The 24,636-nt window shown below is 62.8% G+C and carries 24 protein-coding genes and 2 pseudogenes; 14 read left to right on the forward strand and 12 right to left on the reverse strand.

The features are described 5' to 3' along the window. The first annotated feature begins 24 nt into the window (after positions 1-24). Entirely contained in the window at positions 25-1,152 is a 1,128-nt protein-coding gene (locus ACQP2U_RS07610) for a PLP-dependent cysteine synthase family protein (protein WP_433714022.1), read from the forward strand. Continuing rightward, positions 1,149-2,585 carry an MFS transporter gene (locus ACQP2U_RS07615; protein WP_433714023.1) on the forward strand — a complete coding sequence of 479 codons (1,437 nt, stop codon included), beginning with the start codon at positions 1,149-1,151 and terminating at the stop codon, positions 2,583-2,585. The genes ACQP2U_RS07610 and ACQP2U_RS07615 overlap by 4 nt, the downstream gene beginning before the upstream one ends. Positions 2,586-2,764: 179 nt before the next feature. Here the strand turns inward: ACQP2U_RS07615 and ACQP2U_RS07620 are convergent, their stop codons facing one another. Next, positions 2,765-3,394, reverse strand: coding sequence for a TetR/AcrR family transcriptional regulator (locus tag ACQP2U_RS07620; protein WP_433714024.1), 630 nt, complete (start codon positions 3,392-3,394; stop codon positions 2,765-2,767). 185 nt (positions 3,395-3,579) lie between these two features. On the opposite strand from ACQP2U_RS07620, the gene ACQP2U_RS07625 reads away from it, so the two are divergent. The 3 genes and pseudogenes from ACQP2U_RS07625 to ACQP2U_RS07635 all read left to right on the forward strand — a co-directional run. After that, positions 3,580-5,004 carry an MFS transporter gene (locus ACQP2U_RS07625; RefSeq protein ID WP_433714025.1) on the forward strand — a complete coding sequence of 475 codons (1,425 nt, stop codon included), beginning with the start codon at positions 3,580-3,582 and terminating at the stop codon, positions 5,002-5,004. Between the two features lie 35 nt (positions 5,005-5,039). Further along, positions 5,040-6,581, forward strand: a complete 1,542-nt coding sequence (locus ACQP2U_RS07630) for an MFS transporter (protein ID WP_433714026.1) — start codon at positions 5,040-5,042, stop codon at positions 6,579-6,581. A 158-nt stretch (positions 6,582-6,739) separates the two neighbouring features. Then, a pseudogene (locus ACQP2U_RS07635) lies at positions 6,740-6,904 on the forward strand (alpha/beta fold hydrolase); the annotation flags it as partial. A 120-nt stretch (positions 6,905-7,024) separates the two neighbouring features. Here the strand turns inward: ACQP2U_RS07635 and ACQP2U_RS07640 are convergent. From ACQP2U_RS07640 to ACQP2U_RS07655, 4 genes and pseudogenes are all read right to left on the reverse strand, one after another. Continuing rightward, positions 7,025-7,504: pseudogene (locus ACQP2U_RS07640) on the reverse strand (alpha/beta fold hydrolase); the annotation flags it as partial. Beyond that, the gene (locus ACQP2U_RS07645; RefSeq protein WP_433714027.1) at positions 7,467-7,649 is read right to left on the reverse strand and encodes a hypothetical protein; all 183 of its coding nucleotides are present in this window, start codon (positions 7,647-7,649) and stop codon (positions 7,467-7,469) included. The gene ACQP2U_RS07645 and the pseudogene ACQP2U_RS07640, both read right to left, overlap by 38 nt. Positions 7,650-8,347: 698 nt before the next feature. Then, positions 8,348-8,548 (reverse strand): hypothetical protein, encoded by a 201-nt coding sequence (locus ACQP2U_RS07650; protein WP_433714028.1) that lies wholly within the window; start codon positions 8,546-8,548, stop codon positions 8,348-8,350. Between the two features lie 337 nt (positions 8,549-8,885). Further along, positions 8,886-10,601 carry a hypothetical protein gene (locus tag ACQP2U_RS07655; protein WP_433714029.1) on the reverse strand — a complete coding sequence of 572 codons (1,716 nt, stop codon included), beginning with the start codon at positions 10,599-10,601 and terminating at the stop codon, positions 8,886-8,888. Positions 10,602-10,976: 375 nt separating this feature from the next. On the opposite strand from ACQP2U_RS07655, the gene ACQP2U_RS07660 reads away from it, so the two are divergent. The 9 genes from ACQP2U_RS07660 to ACQP2U_RS07700 all read left to right on the forward strand — a co-directional run bounded on the left by ACQP2U_RS07660 (position 10,977) and on the right by ACQP2U_RS07700 (position 19,778). After that, a complete protein-coding gene (locus ACQP2U_RS07660) occupies positions 10,977-11,627 on the forward strand; it encodes an MspA family porin (protein WP_433714030.1) in 651 nt (216 codons plus the stop codon). 162 nt (positions 11,628-11,789) lie between these two features. Then, complete coding sequence (locus ACQP2U_RS07665) at positions 11,790-12,317, forward strand: MspA family porin (RefSeq protein WP_433714031.1); 528 nt, start codon at positions 11,790-11,792, stop codon at positions 12,315-12,317. A 424-nt stretch (positions 12,318-12,741) separates the two neighbouring features. Continuing rightward, positions 12,742-13,632, forward strand: a complete 891-nt coding sequence (locus ACQP2U_RS07670; RefSeq protein WP_433714032.1) for a ParB N-terminal domain-containing protein — start codon at positions 12,742-12,744, stop codon at positions 13,630-13,632. Positions 13,633-13,743: 111 nt separating this feature from the next. Then, a complete protein-coding gene (locus ACQP2U_RS07675) occupies positions 13,744-15,180 on the forward strand; it encodes a B12-binding domain-containing radical SAM protein (protein WP_433714033.1) in 1,437 nt (478 codons plus the stop codon). Next, the gene (locus tag ACQP2U_RS07680; protein ID WP_433714034.1) at positions 15,177-15,971 is read left to right on the forward strand and encodes a hypothetical protein; all 795 of its coding nucleotides are present in this window, start codon (positions 15,177-15,179) and stop codon (positions 15,969-15,971) included. Before ACQP2U_RS07675 ends, ACQP2U_RS07680 begins: the two co-directional genes overlap by 4 nt. After that, complete coding sequence (locus ACQP2U_RS07685) at positions 15,968-16,588, forward strand: hypothetical protein (protein ID WP_433714035.1); 621 nt, start codon at positions 15,968-15,970, stop codon at positions 16,586-16,588. The genes ACQP2U_RS07680 and ACQP2U_RS07685 overlap by 4 nt, the downstream gene beginning before the upstream one ends. Positions 16,589-16,810: 222 nt before the next feature. Further along, positions 16,811-16,963, forward strand: a complete 153-nt coding sequence (locus ACQP2U_RS07690; protein WP_397034970.1) for a hypothetical protein — start codon at positions 16,811-16,813, stop codon at positions 16,961-16,963. Positions 16,964-17,080: 117 nt separating this feature from the next. Continuing rightward, on the forward strand, positions 17,081-18,535 hold the full coding sequence (locus ACQP2U_RS07695) for a hypothetical protein (protein ID WP_433714036.1): 1,455 nt from the start codon (positions 17,081-17,083) through the stop codon (positions 18,533-18,535). Next, on the forward strand, positions 18,528-19,778 hold the full coding sequence (locus ACQP2U_RS07700; RefSeq protein ID WP_433714037.1) for an MFS transporter: 1,251 nt from the start codon (positions 18,528-18,530) through the stop codon (positions 19,776-19,778). Before ACQP2U_RS07695 ends, ACQP2U_RS07700 begins: the two co-directional genes overlap by 8 nt. Here ACQP2U_RS07700 and trpS read toward each other — a convergent pair. From trpS to ACQP2U_RS07735, 7 genes are all read right to left on the reverse strand, one after another. Then, positions 19,773-20,792: a tryptophan--tRNA ligase gene (gene trpS, locus ACQP2U_RS07705; RefSeq protein WP_433714038.1), complete on the reverse strand. Its 1,020-nt coding sequence runs from the start codon at positions 20,790-20,792 to the stop codon at positions 19,773-19,775. The genes ACQP2U_RS07700 and trpS overlap by 6 nt on opposite strands. Before the next feature lie 188 nt (positions 20,793-20,980). Continuing rightward, the gene (locus ACQP2U_RS07710) at positions 20,981-21,124 is read right to left on the reverse strand and encodes a hypothetical protein (protein ID WP_433714039.1); all 144 of its coding nucleotides are present in this window, start codon (positions 21,122-21,124) and stop codon (positions 20,981-20,983) included. A 262-nt stretch (positions 21,125-21,386) separates the two neighbouring features. Continuing rightward, positions 21,387-21,542, reverse strand: coding sequence for a TIGR02391 family protein (locus ACQP2U_RS07715; RefSeq protein WP_433716394.1), 156 nt, complete (start codon positions 21,540-21,542; stop codon positions 21,387-21,389). Between the two features lie 28 nt (positions 21,543-21,570). Beyond that, a complete protein-coding gene (locus ACQP2U_RS07720) occupies positions 21,571-21,987 on the reverse strand; it encodes a TIGR02391 family protein (protein WP_433714040.1) in 417 nt (138 codons plus the stop codon). A gap of 277 nt (positions 21,988-22,264) precedes the next feature. Beyond that, entirely contained in the window at positions 22,265-22,807 is a 543-nt protein-coding gene (locus ACQP2U_RS07725) for a TerD family protein (protein WP_433716395.1), read from the reverse strand. Positions 22,808-22,835: 28 nt separating this feature from the next. Continuing rightward, positions 22,836-24,113 carry an SLC13 family permease gene (locus ACQP2U_RS07730; protein WP_433714041.1) on the reverse strand — a complete coding sequence of 426 codons (1,278 nt, stop codon included), beginning with the start codon at positions 24,111-24,113 and terminating at the stop codon, positions 22,836-22,838. Positions 24,114-24,141: 28 nt separating this feature from the next. Further along, positions 24,142-24,594 (reverse strand): CBS domain-containing protein, encoded by a 453-nt coding sequence (locus ACQP2U_RS07735; RefSeq protein WP_433714042.1) that lies wholly within the window; start codon positions 24,592-24,594, stop codon positions 24,142-24,144. Positions 24,595-24,636: the final 42 nt, after the last annotated feature.

The following is a 24,636-nucleotide window of genomic DNA, read 5'->3' on the forward strand; positions in this document are numbered from 1 at the left end:
GGTCTCGATACAGGAAGCGACAAGATGAACAAGGCTGTGCTGCACAACCCCAGGCAGATGCCGACGGCTCTCGTCACCGCGCCCGATGCTGCTCAGCAGCCGCGCGAGTTGGTGGGAAATACCCCGGTGCTGTGGGTCGGCGCGCCGTTGGCACCCGCAGGCCGCGGGTTCTGGGCCAAGCTCGAAGGATTCAATCCCGGCGGCATGAAGGATCGCCCGGCGCTGCACATGGTGCGCCGCGCCGAGGAACGTCGTGACTTGGCGCCGGGGGCGCGGATCATCGAATCCACCAGCGGCACTCTCGGTTTGGGTTTGGCACTGGCGGGAATGGCCTACCGGCACCCGGTCACCGTGGTGACCGATACAGGTCTGGAGCCGATCGTCGCGCGGATGCTCGCGGCCTACGGGGCGCGGGTAGATCGGGTGGCCCAGCCACATCCGAGCGGCGGCTGGCAGCAAGCACGCCGCGACAGGGTAAACGAACTGCTCGACCGGGAACCCGATGCGTGGAGCCCGGACCAATACACCAATCCGGACAACGTCGCCGGTTACGAACCCCTGGCGCTGGAGCTGATCGAACAGCTCGGTTCGGTCGATGTGCTGGTGTGCGCGGTAGGAACCGGTGGACATTCGGCGGGAGTGGCGCGGGTGCTGCGCCGGTTCAACCCGGAACTGAAGCTGATCGGCGTCGACACGGTGGCCTCGACGATCTTCGGCCAACCGGCCGGTCCCCGCCTGATGCGGGGCCTCGGATCCAGCATCTACCCGAGGAATGTCGACTACGACGCCTTCGACGAGGTGCATTGGGTGGCGCCGTCGGAGGCGGTGTGGGCCTGCCGCGCCCTGGCCGCGACACACCATGCCTCCGGTGGCTGGAGTGTCGGTGCCGTGGCGTTGGTCGCGGGCTGGGCGGCCCGCACCTGCGATGACGACGCTCGGATCGCGGCGGTGTTTCCGGACGGGCCGCACCGCTACTTCGACACCGTCTACAGCGACGCCTACTGCCACGAGCACGGTCTGCTCGACGCCGACCCGCCGGTGGAACCGGACACGATCGCGCATCCAGCCGAGCGGGTGGTCCGTTCCTGGACTCGCTGCACCACGGTCGTCGATCCGCGCGACTCAGCTGGCTTCGAGGGGTCGGCCTCATGACGGCGTTGAGGAAGTTCCGTAGCTTCGACCTCCCCGCCAGGTTGTTGATGGTCAACCAGTTCGGCATCAACCTGGGCTTCTACATGCTGATGCCCTATTTGGCCGGATACCTCGCAGGTCCGCTCGGTTTGGCGGCGTGGGCGGTCGGGCTGGTGCTGGGGGTACGGAACTTCTCCCAGCAGGGCATGTTCCTGCTCGGTGGCACTCTGGCCGACCGGCTCGGCTACAAACCGCTGATCGTCGCGGGCTGTCTGCTGCGCACCGGCGGCTTCGCGCTGCTGATGTTCGCGACATCACTACCGGGGTTGCTGATCGCTTCGGCGGCGACGGGTTTCGCAGGGGCGCTGTTCAATCCGGCAGTGCGCGCCTACCTGGCGGCTGATACCGGGGAGCGCCGGGTGGAGGCGTTCGCGGTGTTCAACATCTTCTATCAGGCGGGCATCCTGGCCGGACCGCTGGTGGGTCTGGCACTGATGACGCTGGATTTCCGGGTGACCGCGGGCGCGGCGGCAATAGTATTCGCGGCGCTGACGGTGGCACAGCTGTTCGCATTGCCCGCGCGCCGCGACGAGCTGGCGATCGAGAAGACCCGAGTGCTCGACGATTGGCGGACGGTCGTCGCCAACCGGCGGTTCGTGTGGTTCGCGGTGGCGATGATCGGCTCGTATGTGCTGTCGTTCCAGGTGTATCTCGCGCTGCCGTTGCAGGCGGAATTCGTCGCGGGCGCACGATCGCAGCTACTGGTGTCGGCGGTGTTCGTCGTGTCGGGAGTGGTGGCTGTAGCCGGGCAGTTGCGGATCACCGGATTGTTCGCGGCGAGGTGGGGTACCGGGCGCAGCTTGGTTGTAGGGATGGGCATTCTCGCGGCGTCGTTTCTGCCGTTGATGGCGATCCCTGATTCGCACCGATTCGGTACCGGTGCCGCGGTCGCGGCGCTGTTGGTGTCGGCCGCGTTGCTGGCCGTGGGCACGGCGGCGGTGTTCCCGTGCGAGATGGACACCGTCGTATCCCTGGCAGGCGGAAAGCTGGTGGCGACCCACTACGGCTTCTACAACACCGTGGTGGGCGTCGGCATCCTCGCGGGCAACCTCGCGACCGGCGCGGTCGTCGGAGCCGCCCGCGACCTCGGCGCGGACTGGGCGGTGTGGCTCGGGCTCAGCCTCATCGGTGTGATCGCGGCCTGCGCGTTGCACCGGCTCGACCGCCCCCAACCCACCCGACACAACACCGGTCGGACCGTGCCCCCGAAGAGCACGGGCCGCCACCAAACGCACACCGATAGGGCGAAGCCGGAGCCGACCACGCGGACGCCAGAGACCGGCCCTTACCGGACGCCTGCCAATGCGAAGGCGGATTGGGAGCCGACTGTTGGGCGTCCCGAAGGCGACGGAGGCCGCAGGGAGCCGTGGCCGACCAGGACGGGGCGGCGATAGTCACCGCCCACTTCGAGGTTGGTACGAGACGTTCCAGGCCGCACACGACCGCCAGGAACAGCGGACGGGCGCCCGGTGACCGGGCGCCCGTTCCTCGGTTCGACGAGTCTGTTTCGTGCCGGGCTCGCGATGGCGCGGGCTCGCGGATTTGGTGTAGCCGCGGGGTGATCGTCGCGCGGCTACGAGGCTGGCGCCCAGTGTGGTGAACGGGTGGTCGCGCCCGGCGGAGCGTAGGCCGCCAGCAGGGTGGTGGTGATGAGGGCGGCTGCGTCGTCGTCGGCGATGCGGCCTGCGGTGATCTCGCCTGCCGCGCCGTGTACCACGCTGTGGTAGACCGCGACCAGCCAGGAAAGAGGCAGGTCATCGCGGAAGATGCTCTCTTTCTGGCCGCGTTCGATGAGTCGGCGCACGCGACGCATCGGCAGATCGTGGGCGGCGCGGATCCGTTCGGCGGGAATGTGGTTCTGCGCGGCCAGCAAAAGGGAGCGGAACCGGTCGATGATCTTCCAGGAGGCCGCGACCAGCCGGGTCAGCGCCTCGCGGGGATCGCCGTCGATATCGACCGAGTCGAGCGCCTGATCGCTATCGGTAACCGCGCGCGTGAACACCGCATCGATGAGGTCTGCGCGTGAGGCGAAATGCCCGTACAGAGTGACGCGGCCGACACCTGCGCGTCTGGCGATGTCGCTGATGTTCGCATCGGGGTCGGCGACGAGGCATTCCTGGGCGGCGTCGAGGATCGCGGCGATATTGCGCCGAGCGTCGGCGCGTTTCGCATGCCCGTGCTCCTGCGTCCGTGCTCCCGCCACGGGTCACCGCCTCTTCTCAAACATCGCTGTACAGGTTGTGTTGTCACTGTAGCTCGACAGGGGCGCGTCACAACGGCCCGGTCGATAGTGACTCATATCACACGAAAGCTCTTTCTTGAACACGCGCGTTCGAGTTATGGTCGAGAAATAACTTGAACGCAGGTGTTCGACTTGAGAGGTATGACATGCACCCGCAGACTTCTGCTCAGCACCATCACGAGGTTGCCTCGCCTCCGGATCCGCGCCGGTGGCGGGCCTTGGGCGTGCTCGCGGTCGCGCAGTTCATGCTGATCCTCGACATCACCGTGGTCACGGTCGCGCTACCGGATATCGGCAGCGATCTGGCATTGAGCCGGGCGGCGACCACCTGGGTGATCACCGCCTACACGTTGCTGTTCGGCGGGCTGATGATCTTCGGTGGACGTGCCGCAGACCTGTTCGGTGCCCGCCGGATGGCGATGATAGGACTGGCCGTGTTCACCGGTTCGTCGCTGCTCGCCGGTTTCGCGGTGAACGCGCCGCTGCTCATCGGTGGCCGGATAGGACAGGGCATCGGTGCCGCACTGCTGTCACCAGCGGCGATGTCGATCGTGACCACCACCTTTCACGGCGCCGAGCGCAACAAAGCTCTGGGGGTGTGGGGCGCGCTCGGCGGCACCGGCGCCGCGGTGGGCGTGCTTGCCGGTGGGCTGCTGACGGCGGGACCAGGCTGGGAATGGATCTTCTTCGTCAATGTCCCGGTGGGCATCATGCTGCTCGCCGCGATGACGAAGGTCGTCCCGGACCAGCCTGCGCAGCGTGGACGCAGCATCGATGTTGCGGGCGCGATGCTGGTCACCGCCGCCGCGGGCGCAGCCATCTACGGGCTGATCAACGCGGGCGACGACGGCTGGACCGACTCGGCCACCCTCGTCCCGCTCGCGGCCGCCGTCATCGTCGGCACGGGATTCCTCGCTTACCAGCGCCGCGCGCGCGATCCCTTACTGGACCCGCGCCTGCTGGTGCGGCGTCCCGTGGCGGCGGGCGCGGTGTTGATGTTCGTGGCGACCGGACTACTGATCACCGGATTCTTCCTCGGCTCGTTCTATCTGCAACAGGCACAAGGGAACTCAGCTCTGGTCACGGGTCTGCTGTTCGTACCTGTCGCGCTCGGCACGATCATCGGCGCGCACAATGCCGGTCATTTCATCGGGCGCTTGGGATACCGCCTCGTCGGTGTCCTCGGTTTGACCGTTGCTGCCGCGGGGGCAGCGATACCCGCTGTTTGGCACAGCACGCCCGCGCTGATCATCGGGCTCAGTGTGGCGGCAGCAGGCCAAGGCGCCACGATCGTCACCGCCACAACCACTGCCCTGGCCAACGTCGAGCACAGCCAGGCCGGAGTTACCTCCGGTCTGGTCAACACTTTCCACGAAGTAGGCGCGGCATTCGGTGTGTCGGTGATCTCCACGATCGCGGCAGTAAGTTTGCGCACCCTCGGTGCCGATCCCAGTGGCTTCACCAATGCCTTCATCACCAGCGCTCTGGTCGCCGCCGTGATCGCGGTAGCTGCGGCGGCGTTCATACCGGCGGGCAAGCCACCTGCGGGAATGCGGGTCAGCGCGCACTAACCCGCCATCGCACCAGTTGGGAAAGGAGTTCCACCATGGTTCGACTACACCAAATATCATCTGCCGCACAGCAAGTGCCGGGTGTGGTCCGCCGCAATCTCATTCTGGCCGTGATGTCGCTGGCGTTGGTGGCCATCGTGGGGATGATGGCCTCGTTGATGGTCGCCGCACCCGGTATCGCCACCGACCTGCACGCGTCGCAGACGCAGCTGCTGTGGATCGTCAATGCCTACGGCGTCACCTTCGCCGGGCTGCTGCTGACCGCTGGAACACTCGGAGATCGCTACGGGCCCAAGGCAATGCTGGTCATCGGCCTGCTCATCTTCGGCATGTCGTCCGCAGCGGTGCTTCTCGTCGAAGACACCACTGCCATCATCGTGCTACGCGCGGTCGCCGGAGCGGGTGCGGCGGCGGTGATGCCGACGACCCTGTCGATCATCACCCACGTATTCCCACCACAGGAGCGTGCACGCGCGGTCGGCGTCTGGTCCGGCGTGACCGTCGGCGGCGCGCTGATCGGGCTGCTCACCGCCGGCGGCCTACTGGAGGTGTTCTCGTGGCGGTCGGTGTTCGTGTTCAATGTCGCGCTGACGGCGGTCACGTTGATCGCGACGGTGCTCGTGCCGCGCCAGATTCGGTCGAGCAGTGAGTCGGTCGATATCGGTGGCGGGTTGTTGTCCGTCGTCGCCGTCGCATCGCTGGTCTTCGGCATGGTCGAAGGCCCGGAACTCGGCTGGACATCGAGTTGGGTCGTGGCAGCCTTCGCGCTGGCCGCGCTCAGCGCCGCGGTATTCGTCGGCTGGGAATTGCGCCACCCCCGACCGCTGCTGGACCCGCGTCTGTTCAGGCACCGCGGCCTGGCTTCCGGGGCGGTGGTCATCACCTCGGAGTCGCTGGCGATGTTCGGGTTCTTCTTCGTCGGCCTCCAGTACCTGCAGATCGTCAAGAACTACTCGCCGCTGAGCGCGGCACTGGCCATGCTGCCACTGGCGCTGGCCGCGATGGTGTTCTCACCGATCGTGCCTGTGCTGCATGGCAAATGGGGGTACCGATGCGTGGTCGTCATCGGGATGGTGATGATCGCCATCGGCCTACTGACAATGACCACACTGACCGCGCACTCGTCGTATCTGCCGATCGGGATCGGCGTGTTCCTGCTCGGCAGCGGAATCGCATTCGCCGCCACACCGGCGACCGAAGCCCTCATGGCGGCGCTGCCACCACAGCAGCACGGTGTCGCGTCCGCACTCAACGATGTCACCCGCGAGCTCGGCGGTGTCCTCGGAATCGCCTTGCTGGGCAGCATATTCAGCGACAGCTACCGCGACCGCATCAGCGACGCGGTCGCACAACAACTACCGCCACAGCTGTCGCACACCATCGAGGACTCGGTGGCCGCAGGCGTGGTCGCCGGGTCAGCGCCCGGCGCCTCACCACACCTGCTGACGAGCGTGCTCGACAGCTTCGAACACGCTATGTCCACCGCACTCATCGCCGGTGTCGCAGTGGTCATTGCTGGTGCCCTCATCGCCGTCGCCATCGGTCGCGGAGCCACCCACCAGGACAACCGACCATGAACCGCAAACCATCGGCCGGCTTCGGGGCTTGGCAACCGACAGTGCGGGAAGCGTTCGTGGACACACCAGTTGCTCGCATCTATTACGCGCGGGCAGGCGACGGACCACCGGTGCTACTGATTCCCGGCAGCGGCGGCTGGAAACTGACCTTCGCCGCAATGATCAAGGAACTCGCGCACGGGCACACCGTCTTCGCGGCAGACCCACCCGGTCAAGGACGGACCGAAATCGCCGATAGATCGGGCCCGTTCGGCACAGATGCGGTCGTCGCGTCGATAGGGCACTTCCTCGACGCCGTCGGCGTCGAACGGGCGGCCGTCATCGGCCATTCGTGGGGCGGGGGGTTCGCCTTGCGATTCGCCCAGACCCACCACGACAATGCTGGCCGGGTCCGATCGGGGAATCGCGTCGCGCACCATCGCACCGACGACGGGCGGGAACCCGGCCAAGATCGGTGCCCAGCCCGCCTCGATGCCCTCGGCCGCGACGCGAGCGGCGAAGGCATCCAAGAAGCGGATCTCGGCTTCTTTCGCCGCGTTGTCCTCGATGTCCTCGACCCCGATCAAGACCGCGGCACGCACGCGGCCTGGGTGCGCTACGGCCACGCGCAGCGTGATGGTCGAGCCGAGACCGGCACCGCCGAGCGCTACGCCCGCCAGACCCAGATGGTCCAGTAGGCGCACGACATCGTCGGGGTACTGGGCCCACGTGTGGCGTGCCGGATCAGCGCAGACGGACCGACCATAGCCACGCAGATCCGGGAGAACCACCGGGCCGCGGTCGGCGAGCCGAGCGGCCAGCGGGAGAAGGCTCTCATGATCGGGCCCGCCGGCATGCATCAGTATCTGGAAGCCGCCGAGGGTCAGCCTCGCCGTCCGCTGAGGATCACGTGTTGGATACGGCGACACCGAGTTCGGGCGCATTGTCGGAGACCGGCACCACGAGGCATCGGGTGGCGGTCACCGCGGTGTTGGTGCGGGTGATCACGGCGACGTGGCCGTTGGGTGCGCCGAGTGGGAAGTAGCGGCGCCAGTCGGCGAGGGGTCGCCGGCGTTGGGCTGTCTTCACGTTCTGTCCGCTGGGTTGCGAGATTCCTACCTGCCGGATGGAAGGATCTCCGCGCTGGCTCGATCAGGATCCGTGGTCCTCGACGTTGTCCAGCAAACATTCCGTGTGGCTGAACTGTGTCATGCCCGTATGTCAGCGGGGGTGTGAGGGATCGCTCGTGCACGCGTCCGTCTCAGTTGTGCCGTTGCCGCGTGTTAGAGGGGGAGCGACCTTCTACTCGCGCACGCAGATGCGTCACCAATGACGAAACTGTGTGCCGCGAGCGGCTTCGCTGTCGCATCTGAGCCACGTCTGACTGTACGAGCCAGCGGGGAACGTGCGCGAGGAGGTGATCGAACACGTATTTGCATCAAATTTGATGCAAATACGTGCTCGAGTAATGCGCGAGAGGGGACTTGATCACGAATCTCTGTCATCGATGACGCGGATTGGTGTTCAAGTGGAGGCTATTTGGGTTCGCTGGATCATAGCATAGGGTCACCGATTGTGGTGCAATATCTGTATGCTATTGAGCTGTAATGGTTTTCGGTGCCACAGTAGAAGTAGCTGAGTGGGGGACCGTTGTCGCGTTCTGTCGATTGGTTCGGTTTCGGTGTGTTGTCTGCTTCAAATGGGTTGTGGCATGGGCGGAATCATTGATCGGAATGTTGTCCATTGTGGTGCCGGTCGCGTGTTGTGGGCGACCGGCACCGTGGTTGTCAGGGGTGGTGGGGTTGGGGTTCGGCGGTGAGTAGTGGGTGGGGTTCTTGGGTGAGTGCTGTGAGTGCGGCGGTGATTTCGTGGAGGTTGGCTTTGACGTAGGTGGCGGTGGTGCCGCTGGCGTGGGTGCGGTGGCACACCACGCCGAACAACGCCGCAGCCCGCCCGACGGACAGCTGCTGCGCTAGTGCGATCAGCACGAGGGCCACCACCCTCCGGCAGTACCGAAATGTTCGGGCTGGGAGTACTCGACTTCTGTGTGGGCGAACTCATCCAAGCCATCCGCACCACGCCACGACCAGTCGCTGCACCCGTAGATCCCGACATCGTCTACAGCATGTGTACCGTCGGCGCCGCCGGACGCATCCACGACCGAGCAGTCCTCGACGCACTCCACTGGCCAACCGGTACCAACCTCGGAATCCGCTGCGCCTACGACGGAATCCTGATCGTCCACCGAACCGACTACGGCACCACAAAAGTGTGGCTCAATCCGTATGCGGCAGCGGTACTTATGCGTGGCCTTGAGGACTGTCCTCACTGTCGGGCGGTTGTCGGATACTCGAATTCGGGTTGGAGTTGAGCTGGCGGTGCAGCGAGTTCGGCTGTGGCGGAAGCGCGGAGGAATGCGGTGGCCAGGGTGCTTGTGATGGGGTCGGCATTTTGGATTGCCGTTGTCAGTCGGATACTCCTGTAGAGCAGGCCGGGGTCGCGGTGGGCGGCCTCCCACTCGGCGGCGTCGTCTTCGATGCGCTGCCGCCAGATCAGTTGCGATCGCTGCTCGGTTATCCAGTTACATAGTCGATCCCACTTCAGTAGGGCATCGTGCACGAGGCAGGCGTACCGGGATTCCAGGGTGATTAGCCGTGCATCCACCAACCGGTGGACGAGGTCGGGCCCTGTGCTGGTCCGTGCGGCGACTCGTGCGAGTTCGGCGGTCGATGTCCGGCAGCGGGTGATAGTGCCGTCGCGATGGACTGTCACGAGTGCCAGCAGGATGGGACGCGCGTCGAGCTGTTGTGCCGATGTCAAGGCCTCCCAGGTCTGTTCGGCGATTTGACCGACCACTCCGGCCACGCCTCCGACCCGGTGATAGGCGGCAAGGTCCAGTCGACGTCCGCTGTGCCCTGCCCGCATCGATCGCATGGTCGCTGAGAGCAGGGGTAGCACGCCGGCGCCGGCGTTTGGGTCGTTGCTGCCTGGTCGGTTTCCTTCTAACTCGGTGATCAGCAGTTCTGCTGCGGCAGGGTCGACAGCGCCTCCGCGTGTGTGTGGTGGGCCGACGATGGCCGACATCAACTCCTGACGATCTGGGTGGTTCAGTGTGAGGCTGTTGTGCTGAACGGCATGTGCCAGCCACGGATGCTGGGAGCAACTGGTGAGCTGGTCGGATCGCACTGCAACGAGGACCGACCCGATCGTCGACACCTGATTCAGCCAGATCAGGAACCTCTCGCGGACTGTCGCATCAACATCTGGCCGGTACAACTGTTCGAATTGGTCGATGATCAGTAGCAGCCGACGGTCACCGGCCCATCGCCGGATGGCGTCGAGATCCGGCTCGGGTGTGCTGAAACAATCTGTGGGACAGAATATTCGGGCCAGGGAGCAGAGAGGATTGCGATCTGGCGTAGTGACGACAACTCCCCACTGCGTCGATTCTGCGGTCAGGACTGGAATGACGCCGGCACGTAGCATCGCGGTCTTGCCGATACCGGACGCGCCGGTGAGCACTATGGCATCGGCGTTGCGCTGTGAACTTGCCGATGCTCGAACCATTTCGAGGATGGAACTAACGGCACGCTGCGGCCCGAAGAAGGCAGGTTCCTGCCCTTCTGGGAACCCGTCGGCATTCGGATACGGCGGTTGGGTCGTGGTGTCCGATGGGGCCGCCGGGGCGCGCCGCGCCGCCGCCCACAATGATCTCCAGGCTTGCAGACTCACTGTCTCGCGGGGTGTTCCGGCGCGGCGTCGTGCCCGTGCGTCCAAGACATGCAGGACCGGAACCAGTGATTCGAACCGTGCCGGAACGTTGCGTCCGTTCATCCAGTCGCTGATCCGCTGCGCCGTCGCCAGTACCGAACGACCCCCGCCCACGGTATTGCGCGCCCGCTGCTGAGCCAGCGTGGCGACATGCCGCAACGAGGGGGCGCCCGCGTCCCGATGCAGGGCAGACAGTTGGCTGGCGAACTCCCCCCGCTCCGGCCTGCCGTGGTTGGCGTACTGGGCTGTGTCAGTTGATGGCAGCGTCATGCGTTCCCCCGAACAGACCGCGTCGTCGTTGACGACTGGTCGGTTGTGTTTGTCTCTACGACAGGTATAGACGGCGGCGAGGTTGATTCAGTTCCATTGATTTCCAACATTTTTCGTCACCTGCCCGTACTGAGCCAGCGAGCCCAGGACGTGCGATCAGCCTGGGCCATTCCGGCATGCACGTTCGTCCGTGCCCACTTCCGTTGTGTGTCCGGACCGGACTAAATCTGCATTGTGTGTGACCTGCACAGTCGCTGTGTACGGCGCGAGTTCGGGATTGCGATGCCCGCCAGCTGTGCCCTAGCGTTCCGGGCGCAATGCCGAGCGGCCCAGGGAGTTGGTCGACTCGGTTCATTCGATCGAAAGGGGGAGCTGATGCGTACCAAGACCTCGATCCCGGCTATGGCGGCCATAGGCGCCGCTCTGCTGGCCAATGCCACCAATGCACAGGCGGAGGGGCTGGTCCTGCCACCCCACGAAAGCTCCGTCACCATGGAGGATGGCTGGCAGCTGGGGGTCGGCCACCGCAACGAGGAAGCCAACCGCGTCTCCCCGCTCAACGGCATCGGCACCACCCGCGAAGTCTTCGTAACCAACCAGGCCTACGGCTCGATCGCGGGACGCGGCTCAAAACTGCAGGGTGTGGTACTACGGACGGGCTACCACGTCGGATGCGCGGTAGATCTGACATCCATCACCCTGGGCGCTACGGTGAACGTCGGCTTCACCCCGGGCATCCTCATCAACCCCGGCATCCCGACACCCACCGTCGGCGCGAATATCGGTCCGACCGCCTCGATTTCGCCGAGCTTCCAAGTCACGCTGGCACCAGGCAAGGTTGCCGATCTCCCTACCGGCGAAAAGCCGATAGAGGACACCAAGGCATTCATCACCACCCGCAATGCCCATGTGAAGATCGACGGCTGTGTAGGGCCAGCGAGTATCCGCTCGTACACGATCATCGCCGCGAAATCCACCCAAGCCGACGACTCGCTCGCGGTCTACGGTGATCCGGTCCCGCTGTAGCACAGGCGCGCTGCGGTGAAGGTAGAACAGGGAATTCGTAGCGCCTGGTTGTGCGCATCGCTCACTGCGGTCGTCCTGATCACGGGTGCACCGAACGCCTCAGCCGACGCTTCGCGGAGTGACCGACACGAACTGTCGGTCCGGACCGCGGACGGTCGAACATTGATCGTCGGACACCGTGACGAGAAAGTTGTCAACGCGACCGGTCCCGGACTCATCCCGACTCGGGAAGCGGTGGTGAGCAATTCGGCCTACGCCGAGATCAAGGGTTCTGTATTCAAGAACCTGAAGGACGCCGAGCTGATAGTCGGCTATCACGTCGGATGCGCAGCGTCCTTGCAGTCGATCACTGCGTCCCTCGGCGTCGATGCCGGACTCGTATCGCCAAGTGTGCTTGTGATAACTCCGCAGGTGTTCGAGTCGCCGAGCGATCGGCGGTCAAAGGTGTCACCCAAAGTAGAGGTGAAACCTAAAATAGCCGCTCGCCTTGCAGCGGGAACGATCTCGGACATAGCTATCGAAAAGATTTCCCTGAAAGATCACGAGCCGCGCATCGATGTTGTTCGAACCAGTATCAAAGCCGATGGTTGCCTGACCGGACTCACGCTCCGTTCCTACGTGATGGTGTCGGCAAAATCCAAGATCGATGACGAAACGGTCGTAGTGTATGGCGACCCGGTCGTCGTGTAGGACTGCGGTTCGCTGGAGAGAAGTCTGAAAATGATGGAACCGATCGTGAACCTGCTGCATCAGGCCAAGTGACAGGGGAGTTCTGGTATGGAGGTGGCGGATGGATTCGCACGGATCTGTCGCTCTGTGATTCGTAATCAAGCGGGACGAGTTGCAGCGCGTAAAACGCGCTGTGGATGCGAGGCGATGTGCCGGTCGCGTGGGGTAGCAGGCAAGTTCGAGGACACCACGTCGGCGAGTGCCCGTGTCAATCTCTGCTGGGTGAAAGAAGGGGGAACCGATTTTGGATCTGCTGCGTCCAAACTGATTAGAGGTTAACGTAACTGACTTGTCGGGGGTTGGGATGCTAGATGTGGGGATATCGTCGAGGGGGCACCAGAAGGTGTCAGGTATTCGGGCGGGGTGCTGTGCCGAGCCAGTCAGGGTGCCGATCGGTGAGCTGAAGGTGGCGAAGACGCCACGGTTGCGGGGGGAGAATTCGCAGCATACTCGGTTGCTGGCCGATGTGGACGGGGTGTTGCCGCCGATCATCGTGAGTCGGGCGACCATGGAAGTCATCGATGGCGCGCACCGGTTGCGGGCGGCTCGGCTGCGTGGTGAATCAGAGATCGAAGTTTCGTTCTTCACCGGCACCGAGGCGGACGCATTTGTGCTGGCAGTCCACGCCAATACAACACATGGCCTGCCGCTTTCGCGTGAGGAACGGCTGGCTGCCGCGCGTCGGATCACTCGCACTCACCCGGACTGGTCCGATCGCGCGATCGCGAAGTACACCGGACTGTCGACGAAAACAGTTGCCGCGACCCGAGACTGTTCAACTGCGGTCGAGAATCGGTTGAACAAGCGAGTCGGGCGGGACGGTAAGGCAAGGGCAGTCGACAGCTCGAGAGCCAGGGAGCAGGCAGCGGCTTTGCTAGGTGCCCGGCCCGATGCTTCGTTGCGCGAGATCGCCAGGGCCGTAGGACTATCACCCGCAACCGTCAGCGATGTGAAGGCTCGGTTGTCGAGGGGTGAGGCACCCGCCGTAGGTAGAGGCGAACTCCAACGTGCTGACAGCACAACGGCTCTGGACGTGTCGGGAGCCGGCGCGATCCTCGACAGTCTGCGACGTGATCCGTCGATTCGATCGAGTGAGAAGGGCCGGGCACTCTTGCGGTTACTCGATACCGGGGTCGACCGGCGAACCCGTGAACAGCTGATATCGGGCATTCCCGCGCACCGGATACCGGCCGTTGCCCAGGTCGCTCAGATGTGTGCGATGAATTGGCAGGAGTTCGCCGCGCAACTTGCCTCGTTGCCGCAGCACTCCATCTGAAACCGAAGCAATTAGCTATTCGGGCCGATTGTCCCTTGGCGGGTCGTCGTCCTCTTCTTGGGATGTATGAAGACGGGAAGCATTCACATGCGATCTATCAAGCTTTGTTTGGTGTCGGTAAATGCCAGAAACTTTCATTTACCGCCATATGGTGTTTGGGCCCTCAAAGCATTTGTTGATCATTACTCTGACGAGCACGGACTGGAGGTCGAGGTAAAGGTAATAAGCCTCTCGGCAGAAATCTCGGTCGACAACATACTCGAATGTCTGCGGGTGGAGTCGCCGAATCTGATCGGGCTCTCTCATTACATTTGGAACGACGGCGTGACGCTTGCGCTCGCCGGGGTGTTGAAGTCCGAATTACCGGAAGCCGCCGTGATAATGGGAGGGCCGCATACCGATTCCAACGATATGCGCCTCACTGGCTTGGTCTCCGCGGGCAAAGTGGACGCTTTGGTCATCGGTGAGGGCGAGCGGCCGCTCCTGGCTATACTTGAGGATCTCTCCCGCGGGCAGGACATCCAACCGTCCACAGGTGTCTACTGCATGCCGCATGCTGCGGGACAGGTGAAGCTCCAACGACAAATCTTCACGCCGAGGGATAGCCTGGACTACCTCCCGAACCCCTATCTGGTCTGCCCGGAATTGTTGGAGCAGTCGATCGCGGCGGGCAGCGTCCAGTATCAGACATCGCGCGGCTGCCCGTTCAGTTGCACCTTCTGTGACCAAGGACATCAGGCCTATCGAACTCTCTCGGATGAGAGGATTCGAAAAGATATCGAACTGTTCGCATCCCGCGCGACCTCACATATCGACTTTCTGGACGGCACGTTCAATCTCAAACCGAGTAGGACCGAGTTCGTGCTGGAGAAGTTGATCTCCGCTGAGCAGCCGTGGACCTTCCACGCCGAGATCAAACCGGATCATCTCACCGATCCCGAGATGGACCTCCTGACCATCGCGGGATGTGAGTCCGTGGAGCTTGGCTTGCAAACCATTCATCAATCCACTCAGCGTGCGATCAAGCGGCGAAACAACCTCGAAAAATTTCGGTCCGTGGTCGAATCTCTGCTACGCCGGGATATACAGGTTGTGGTGGACACCATTGTGGCCCTCCCGAATGAGACTTTGAGTGATTGGCTGGAGACGGTAGATTTCTGTTCCTCGCTCGGCGATGTCGTAATCCAGTCGAATCTATTGAAGCTCTTGCCCAATACCGTGCTGCTCGCGCAACAGCAGGAGTTCGGCTACAGCTACGATCTGGACCTGTATAACGCTGTCACGGAGTCGAACCGGATGAACGGCGATGACATCCGTACGGCGGTAGTCCTCACCAAGTTGATCGACATCTACTGGAACTCGCAGCTGAGGGCGCGGACCAGGCGGATCATGGAGGAAAGGTTCGAAGGACGTCTCAGCGGCGTACTGCGCACCGTTCTGGAGGCGATCTCCGACAGCCCGGGGTTGGTGGCGGGTGGCAACTTCGTCGACGAGTCCTTCCGGCTGCTCGAGTCACCGGCAACGGTAGCAAGGATCGGAATGCCATGAGTGACACCGAACCAGGATTGTGGACTCAGCAGTTGGTCGATCTGGTCGATGACGCTGTTGTCAAGCAATCGCTTGTCGAGTACCAACAGATTCTGGATGTCTACGACCAGAAGTACGGGTTCTACTCAATCGCCTGCTTGCTGGCCAAATATCATCTGCTTTCCCAGGTGATCGAAATCGGAACCTATCTTCTCGATTCCGGAAACAGCCGCTACCTTGAGTTGATCGACCGGGCCCGTCGACTGGTGCAGGATCACTACGACAGTACTCGTCGTGCTCCGCAAGGTGCGACGTCTTACGCACCGGTGCAACGGGTTTCGACGCCGGCAGGTGAGCAGATCTTCTATCCCGCCGATGCCTACGATCGGCATCTCACGTCGGATCCGTGCGTTCAGGACCAGGTGCGCGAGATCGACAGCACGTGGATAGACGCCATCGTGCCGCGGCAGTTCTACATCTACGCGATTGACGCGGATATGGTGCCGGTCGTTTACGGACAATCGATGGGATTGACCGGTCTGCTGGGTACCGAAAACGGGCTCACCACCCCCTCCGGGGCGATTGCCCACCCGGTGTTGGTCCGACGACGGGGGCTCTCGGTGTACGGCGCTGGCGAAATAATGTTCACCAAGACCGTTGACGGTGCGCTGGCCGGAGCGATAGTCAACAACAAGTCCGGCCACTTCCGCCCCCGCGCGAACAGTCTCGCGATCGTGACCGATGCTGTGTCGAACGGCCTCGAGATCGACGCAGACCTGGTCGTGCCCATCGCGGTCGAGCGAACCTCATGAGGTACGAAACCGAGGTGGTATACCTCGCTTCGACGTCTTCCTTTGCCGCCCTCCTCTCGACGAACTGCTTCGGCCGAGCAGGATTCGAGAAGGAAACCGAATACGCACAGTGCCGGGTCTACTTGGATACCGGCGACTTTGCGCTGGCCAGAGGCGGATTGACGCTCGCCGCACGATCTTTGCACGGCTCGTATGTGCTAAAACGTGGGTTCTGTTGCAGCGTGGAAACGAAGGCGCTGACACGGCAGGAGATTTTCGGTCAGTACAACGCGGCTGGCGTCGCCGAATTGGCCTCCGAACTGGGCGACAAGGTGCCACTGCGGGATATCGCTCCACAATATGTGGTAGATCAGCGCCGCGTGCACCGCGAGTATGCCGCCGATGCAAATCTATGGCACTGCTCGTTCGATACGGTCACGTTCACCCGGATCTCGGATAACGCATTCTGTGTGTTCCGTTGTATAGAGATTGAAGTCACCGGGTCCAGCGAATCCGGTGCGAATCAATTCTCCGATGAATGCGGCATCCTGAACTACCTCGACAGCTATGGCCCTGACTTGCGGCGCATAGATTCCAAGCAGTCATATGGACTAAGCATGCTTCCGGCTCGGTCCTAGACCTACCCGCCCACAGTACGGACCGAATGATTCATTCGGCCCGTATTCGACGTGTCTGCCTATGGTAAATCACGGCGTGCCCGGCTCCGTCTACGGTCACCGCAGCGCATTCCGTGTGCTCTGTTCGGGCCGCGACTGTGAATTGATCACTTGCTTGACCGTCTTCGGACTACCGCTTAGCGTAATACCTGTAATTGTTCGTCTACCAAATAGGTGGTAATTATGTCTCCGAAAGTCAGCGCGGAACACCCGGCCGTGGGTGTGGCCAACTTCAATGAATTGCTCGACGCTCTGAAGAGCGCTGAGTCGACCGTCGAGGGTCGCACGGCTCTGACCGGTTTGACCTGGTCGGAATCGGTCGAGCCGGCCTTCTGACGCCTTAACGGCTGGTAGCGCAGGTCGCCGTCCGTACCAAAGTACACGGATGGCGACCTGCGTCGCTGTCGGTGCAGAATCTGTTTCGGATCGATAAGAATCGGCGAGAGAGAACCATTGTCGAAAATCGCGACGGCTGAGCTCTATGAATTCCAGGGTATGCTGTACCGAAACACCGCCGATGAATTGACGGGCCGTTCCGGGTCCAGCGAGCATCTGATCTACCAAGAGTATGGTCACTTGTTCGATTTCGAATCGCTGGCCGCCGACCATCGGCAGCTAGCGATTGATCCCGACAACTTGTTTCTGGCACAGACTCGGAACTTTACGCAGGAGTTCATTAATCTCGCCGTGAAGCCGATTGTTGGAGAGGCGGCGCGTGAATCCGAGTCGCTACGTGTCCGGGTCGATGATTCGTTTGTCACGATGACCGCCGCGCTTCGGATCGCCGACACCGCCTCACGCAGCCTGTCGAGGACAATAGTCGGCGAAGTGGATCGGGCGATAGCCTCGAATTTGGAGCCGATCTACGGCAGGTTGCACGAAATGGTCGGCAGATTCGCAAGCGGTCTGGGATATGCGGGCCAGAGCGCAATGTACGCCGCTTGTCAAGGAGTGGATTTTGCCGAGCTGGCCAATGAATGTTGCGATTACGCACTGCGTACCGCCGGTCACTACCGGCATCTACTGTCGTCTTGCGCCGAAGAGTTTCTCGGGCTGCCGGTGAGCCGACTGGACAAGATGGACGCACCGCGGTTGTGGGGTCACTTGAACCGACTAGCGAGCCACGACAGCGATTCGATCCTTGCTGCGGTGGCGAACTCGTCGGGGTTTGCACGGGAACAACGTCTGCTGAAGATCATTCGTGTAGCGGAGGGAGATTTTCGGTCACGCTGCTTGCCGGTCGCTGTTCCGGACGAGGTCTATGTTTTCATCAACAGCAAAAAAGGCGCCGAGAATATATTCCTATCCGCCCACGAGATAGGTCACGGTGTGGCGGTGTTGGCCCAACCGTCGGCGGGCGACGTCAACCTGGCTCGATGGCAGGACCCCGTCGTCGGCGAGGCCATTGCGACACTGCACGAGGATATGGCGCTGTGGCACATATCGAAGACACGTACGGAGTGCAAGGCGCTGCATCGCCTATACGCCCTCAAGCGGCATTATCTCATCCGGATCCACATAGCCAAATTGCTTTGGCAGTTGGAGTTCGTCGACGCATCCGACGACGCCACCGCATCGATCGGCACCACGCGCCTGATCGACCAGCTGAAGGCGAATACCTTATTCGACTTCGCGGGTGCCACCCCGATGTACTACCTGGACCTGCATTGGTACGCATCCGTCTACCTGCGCGGCTGGATGCTGGCTGCTCAGCTCCGCAGCCGATTGTCGGCGGAGCTCGGTCCGAACTGGCCGGATCAGCCGCAGACCGGTGAGCTGGTTAAAGATTGCCTTGACGGCGCCATGCCGGTATCCGCTAGCCTTGTTTCTTGCCGATCCGGCTATCGGCGGCTGGATAGTGTGGCGCTGATCGAAGCAGCAGCCAGTTCGGGGGAGTGTCTTGTCTGATTCAGTCCGGCATGATCCGGCGTCCTCGTTGCTTCGCAATCGAAACTTCTTGCTGTTCTGGTCGACTCAGTTCGTCTCGCTGTTCGCGACGTCCTACTACATGATTGTGCTTCCCCTGTGGATATATCGGGCGACGGGCTCGTATCTGCATGTCGGCGCGGTGGCGACTGTCGGTTCGGTGGTCTTCATCCTGTTCTCGATCTATGCGGGCGTCTTTGTCGATCGGCACGATAAACGTCGCATCCTGGTCGCCAGCGACTTGATACGCGCTGTCCTTGTTCTTCCCATGCTGCTGGTCTCCTCGGTCGATTCGATATACATCGCATACATCGCCGCGGCGGCCACCGGCGCAGCAACGGCGTTCTTTGTGCCCTCGCAGAACCATCTGATCACTGCGGTCGCGGGAAGTGGTGGCCTGCGGCGAGCGAATGCCCTGCTGCACTTCAGTTATTCGGCGACCCTGGTCATCGGTCCGATAGTGGGTGGTCTCGCTGTCACCGGATTCGGTTACCAGGTCAGTTTCTTTGCCAACGCGCTGTCGTTCGTGATCGGGGCCCTCGGGTCATTCCTTGTCACATTGCCCGCCGAACCGCCTGCGCCGGCCGGTCGGCGACCGAGCTTCTTGGACGACGCGCGTGCGGGATTCCGCTTCGTCATACGCGATGGTGTGCTCCGGCCGGTCATGATTTCGCAGGCTATCGTTTTTATCGGATCGGGTGCCAACGCAACCCTTTTCGTGCTGCATCTCAGATCGATCGGACCTGCCGGGATCGGCATCTATATGTCGGCTCAAGGTGCCGGGATGCTGGTGGCGTCGACCGTACTGTCGTTGAGCGATCGTGGCGAAAAGGCCTCTGTCCGAGCGATCGCATACTGCGGCCTCGCTCTGGGCGTCACCCTCGCCTTATTCGCCTGGCTCACCCCACAGCACCTGGTAGTGGGTACGGCGACGATCTTTACCTTCGGGATTGCACTGACCGTTTACGGCGTCGAGACCAGGACTGCGCTACAGGCCTTTTCGCCGAAGGAATTGCTCGGCCGCGTCACAGCGGTAGCGACGCTGATCTCGCGAGGCGGGGCGGCGGTTTCCATCCTGATGGGATCCGCCTTGGCGGCGGCCGTGCAACCGAAAGGTGCGATCATCTGCTGCGGTGCGATGATCTTCGCGGGCTTCATACTCCTGCTGTTCGGCACACGGACGCCAGTGGCGCCGGAAATGCGGCTCAGCAGCGCCGGGTCATGAGCGCAGTCCGGTTGCGCGGTATGCCTGCGCGAGCTTGGGCCCCGCGATCGACCGTGCTCGTTCCGCACCTTGGGTGAGTAGCTTGTTCAATTGGTCACGGTCGTCGGTGATCTCGCGATAACGCTGCTGGATCTCGGTAAGGCGCCCTATCACGGCGTCGGCGACGTCGGACTTGAGTTTCCCATAACCTGCTCCGTCGAATCGTGCCGCGCTTTGGTCGCGAGAGGTGCCGGTGAAGCATTCGAAGATTGTCAGCAGATTGGTGACGCCGGGCGCGAGTTCGGTAGCGAAGTCCACGCCGGAGTTCGAGTCGGTCACGGCGCGCATGATCGACTTGCGTGCCTTGTCAAGGGGATCGAGCAAACCGATCGCGTGTCCGGGGGCACGCTCGGCGGTGCTCTTGCTCATTTTGGCAGTCGGATCATCCAGCCCCATGATTCGTCCACCTGCCTGTCGGATGACCACGTCCGGAATCTTGAAAGTGTCACCGAACAGCGTATTGAACCGTTTCGCGATGTCACGCGTGATCTCGACGTGCTGCTTCTGGTCCTCACCGACAGGTACCAGGTCCGGGTCGTAGAGCAGGATGTCGGCGGCCTGTAGTGCCGGATAGCAGAGCAGTCCGGCACCGACCCCGGTATCGACATCGGCGATTTTGCCCTTTGTCTTGAACTGGGTCATCCGCTCCAACCACGACACCGGCGTAGTACAGGTCATGATCCAGCCGAGTTCGGCGTGCTCGACGATGTCGCTCTGGACGAACAGCGTCGACTGTTCGGGGTCGATACCGCAGGCGAGGTAGAGCGCGAAGATTTCCTCGACCCGCGCGCGCAGGTCCTGGCCGGCGACCGCTTGAGGGATGGTGAGCGCATGCAGGTCGGCGACGAACAGCAAGTTCTCATAGACGGCCTGGTTATCGACCCACTGGCTGATCGCGCCGATGTAGTTGCCGATGTGAAGTCGTCCCGTAGCGGTGATCCCGCTGAGAACCCGCTTTTTCGCTTGCGCTGCCACTATTTTCACCCTCCACCATGGTCCGTCTCGACTCTGCTCAATCTATCCGGTAGTGGTGCACCCCCTGGTAGCGCCTGTTCGATACAACGTCCTGGCCGACCGTCAGCACGCCGAGGGAGTTTCGGATTATTAGCGGCTCTGGCTCACTTCCGGTTTGCGCCGTGAGGCGGTGGACATCAAAGGAGGTGTTAGACCTTCCCGCCGGGCTGTCGCAGCAGTCCGGTAGGAGGGGAGCGCAGTCCGACCCGGGAGGCGCCTGGAAGGGCGGGAAGCAGCGCTGCCGATGCCACCCACTGCTGCCCCACAGCCAGATCATCGTGATTGCGAGGCATCCGACTCCTCCGGTGATTGGGGCTGCGCTGGCTGACGGACTCAAACCTCGACCGTAGTCGGCCAACTGGCTCGGATGGAATCCGTTCGGTAGAGAGTCATCGGTACGGCGTGTCGATCGGTAGTTGGATCTCTTCCTTGTTCCGTGCGCCGTGCCAACTCGCCACGCCGTCACCAACATCCGTGGTCAGTACAGCTAGGCAGATGCGCGATGCTCAAGGCGACATTCGAGTCGCGGTGCGTCCGGTCCTGTCGGGCAGGGTTTCATACGATGGGCTTGCCCGATTGTCGTGCCTCAGCACGATCCAGCATCCGCATCAACAAGCTCGCTAACGCAAGCATCTCGTGAGCGTCCTGCTCGGGAGTATCCAACGGGTTGCCGTGCGCGCGAACGTTCCGGACACCCTGCGATGCTCCCATGAACAGGAACTTGAACCCCTCCAACTCGTCACCTCGGCGAGCCTGCGGCCTTCGCTGATGTCGCGAGCCGAGGATTCTGCTCGTTGAACACGCTCGTCATCAGCGACTTACCGCTCTGCTTGCTCCCGGGCAGCGACTGCACCCGGTTCTCCACGGCCTTAAACGCATCGAAAATCCCGCTGTCGTAATGGGATTGGGCGAACTGGCCGCCAGCGACTGCAGAGATGGACGGATGGAGGCCAGGTAGGTCGATCTTCACCGGTCGTTTGATGTCATTGTTGCGGGTGACCCTGTAGGGACCGGCTGCCGCGGCGGCGCCTCCGCCTTGCGCGCCGCCGCGCTTCGGCTCTGCTGCCGATATCGAAGGACGTTGCACGCTACGGTCGGTCGAGGTGCGGACCGCGCGGACGCCAGCGAGCAGTGGCTGTGTGGATACGATGGGCATTGTGTTGGTGTGTGCTTTCCACCGGCCTCTTCGCGTAGTGACCGCCGTGCTCGCAGCGGCCGGGATGGGCCTCTGGTCCTGTCGGGATTGGCCTATTCGGTTGTGGGACCGGTGGTTACCTGGGATCAAACCCTGCCATCGTCGATGCGTCCACGAACTCGCCTGAGCTGTTAGGTCAACAAAGTTCTGAGTTGCGGGATCTCCTCGACGAGAGGCCGTGCCCGGCCGCGTTCGCTGATCGACTCGAGCTGCCAAACGCCTGGTTCTGTGTTCGCGACTATGTCAAGAACGCCCGCAGTTGGGGGATGGCCTCGACGGGATGTTGTGCGCGGATGGCTTCGCCGATCGGGTCGAACTGCCACACCCCGTTCATGCGGGACAGTTTGCCCATGACCAGTCCGGTGTGGGTTCCACCGCCGGTCAGGTCGTAGCGGGCGATTTCGGTACCGGACACGCCGTCGACCAGGCGGCAGAACGCGTTCTCGATCTGGTCGAAGGTCTGGCCGGAGTAGGAGGTGACGATGAAGACGACGGTGGTGACCTCTGGGGGTAATCGGGTCAGGTCGACGGTGATTATTTCGTTGTCGCCCTTGCCTTCTCCGGTCGTGCTGTCGCCGAGGTGTCGTACCGATCCGTCGCGGGAGCTGAGTTGTTCGTGGTAGACGACATCGACGATCTGGTCGGCGGCGAACAGCAGTGCCGCCGCGTTCAGGTCGATGTCGTCCGACCGCGAGCGCAGCCAGCGGCTGGTGCGGACCGGATCCCAACCCAGCGCCATGGTGACATGGGCGAGCGCCGCTCCGCTCTCGTCGCGCAACATTGCGAACAATGGTTTCTCCCTGGTGTTGTCAGGCGAATACGAAGTAGCGCAACCACAGATACGGTGCGGCGACCGCGATCGTGATGGCGGTGACGACCGCACCCTTGCGGGTGAATTCCCAGAACGAGATCGGCGCCCCGGCGCGGGCGGCGATGCCGAGCATCACGACGTTCGCGCTGGCGCCGACCGCGGTCAGGTTGCCGCCGAAGTCCGAGCCCAGGGTCAGCGACCACCACAGGGCGTCGGTGTGCCCGGGGTTGTCGATTCCGGCCGCGAGGTCGGCGACCAATGGGCTCATCGTCGCCACGTATGGGATGTTGTCGATGATCCCGGACAGCAGCGCCGACACTACGAGAATCAACATGACCGCCACCAGCGCATTACCGCCGGTGGCGTCGGTGGCCCAGCCTGCCATCGTCTTCACCACACCGGTCTTGACCAGCGCGCCGACCATCACGAACAGTCCGGCGAAGAACAGCAACGTTTCCCATTCGACGCCGGACAAGTAGTCGGTGGGTTCGGTGCCGGAGATCAGCACCAGCACCCCGGCACCGAGCAGCGCGACCACCGAGGGATCGACGTGTAGCAGTGAGTGACCCACGAATCCGGTGAACACCGCGAGTAGCACGATGCCGCATTGGATCAGGGCTATGGCTTCGCGTTCGTCCAGTGCCATCACATCGGCGATCCGATCGGGCTCGGCATCGAACGAGCCACGGAACAGCCTCGGCAGGATCAGGGTGAACACCGCAAGTTCGAGTACCACGATCGGTGCCATGTGGACCAGGAAGTCGTTGAACGACAACCCGCTTCGGCTGGCGATGATGATGTTGGGTGGGTCGCCGATCAGGGTCGCCGCGCCGCCGATGTTGGAGGCCAGTACTTCGGCGATCAGGAATGGTGCGGCGCGGATGCCGAGTCGGTCGCATACCAGCAGGGTGACCGGTGCGATCAGCAGCACGGTGGTGACGTTGTCCAGGAACGCTGAGGCCGCGGCGGTGATCAGCGTCAGCAGGATCATCACCCGCACCGGGGACCCCTTGGCGCGTTTCGCCGACCAGATGGCGGTGTATTCGAAGACGCCGGTCTGGCGCAGTACCCCGACGATGATCATCATCCCGAACAGCAGCAGGATGACATCCCAGTCGACGCCGGTGTCGTGGGAGAAGAACGCCTCCCCGGAATCGAGCACCCCCAGCGCGAGAATCACCGCGGCGCCACCGAGGGCAGCTTTGGTTTTGTGGATGCGTTCGGTGGCGATCAGCAGATACGCCACTACGAATGCGGTGATCGCGACGGCGGTCATCGTGGGTCACCCGCGCGCGGCTCACCGATCAGATTGTGGCGAGCGCCACCTGTAGTAACCGAGAGGCGGTGATCACGCCGATCATCCGTTTTCCGTCGACCACCGCGAGCAATGGGCATCGGCAGCGGGCCATCAGCGCGGCGACTTCGATCACGGTGTCGTCGGCGTGGGCCACCGGCAGGATGGGCTTGGGTTTCGATTCCGGGAGCAGTTCGCCAACGGTCTTGCCGCGCAACGCTTCCGCGACCCGATCGGCCACCGATTCCGACAAAACCCCGGCCAGCGACGGGTCGTCTTGAACATATCCCGGTACCAGGAAGCGCACCACCTGCGACGCCGGTAGCACCGCAAGGGGCACTTGGGCGGCGTCGGTCACCACGATGCCCGGCAGCCGATGCTCGGCCAGCAGCCTCGCTGCGGCCAACGCCTCGGAATCCTTGGTCACCGAGGGATAGTCCTCGGCTATTTGACTTGCGTGCACACCAGCACGATACGACTGCCCGAGCCTCCACCGACACGTATC

Source organism: Nocardia sp. CA-084685 (genome assembly GCF_050955785.1).
Taxonomy (GTDB): domain Bacteria; phylum Actinomycetota; class Actinomycetes; order Mycobacteriales; family Mycobacteriaceae; genus Nocardia.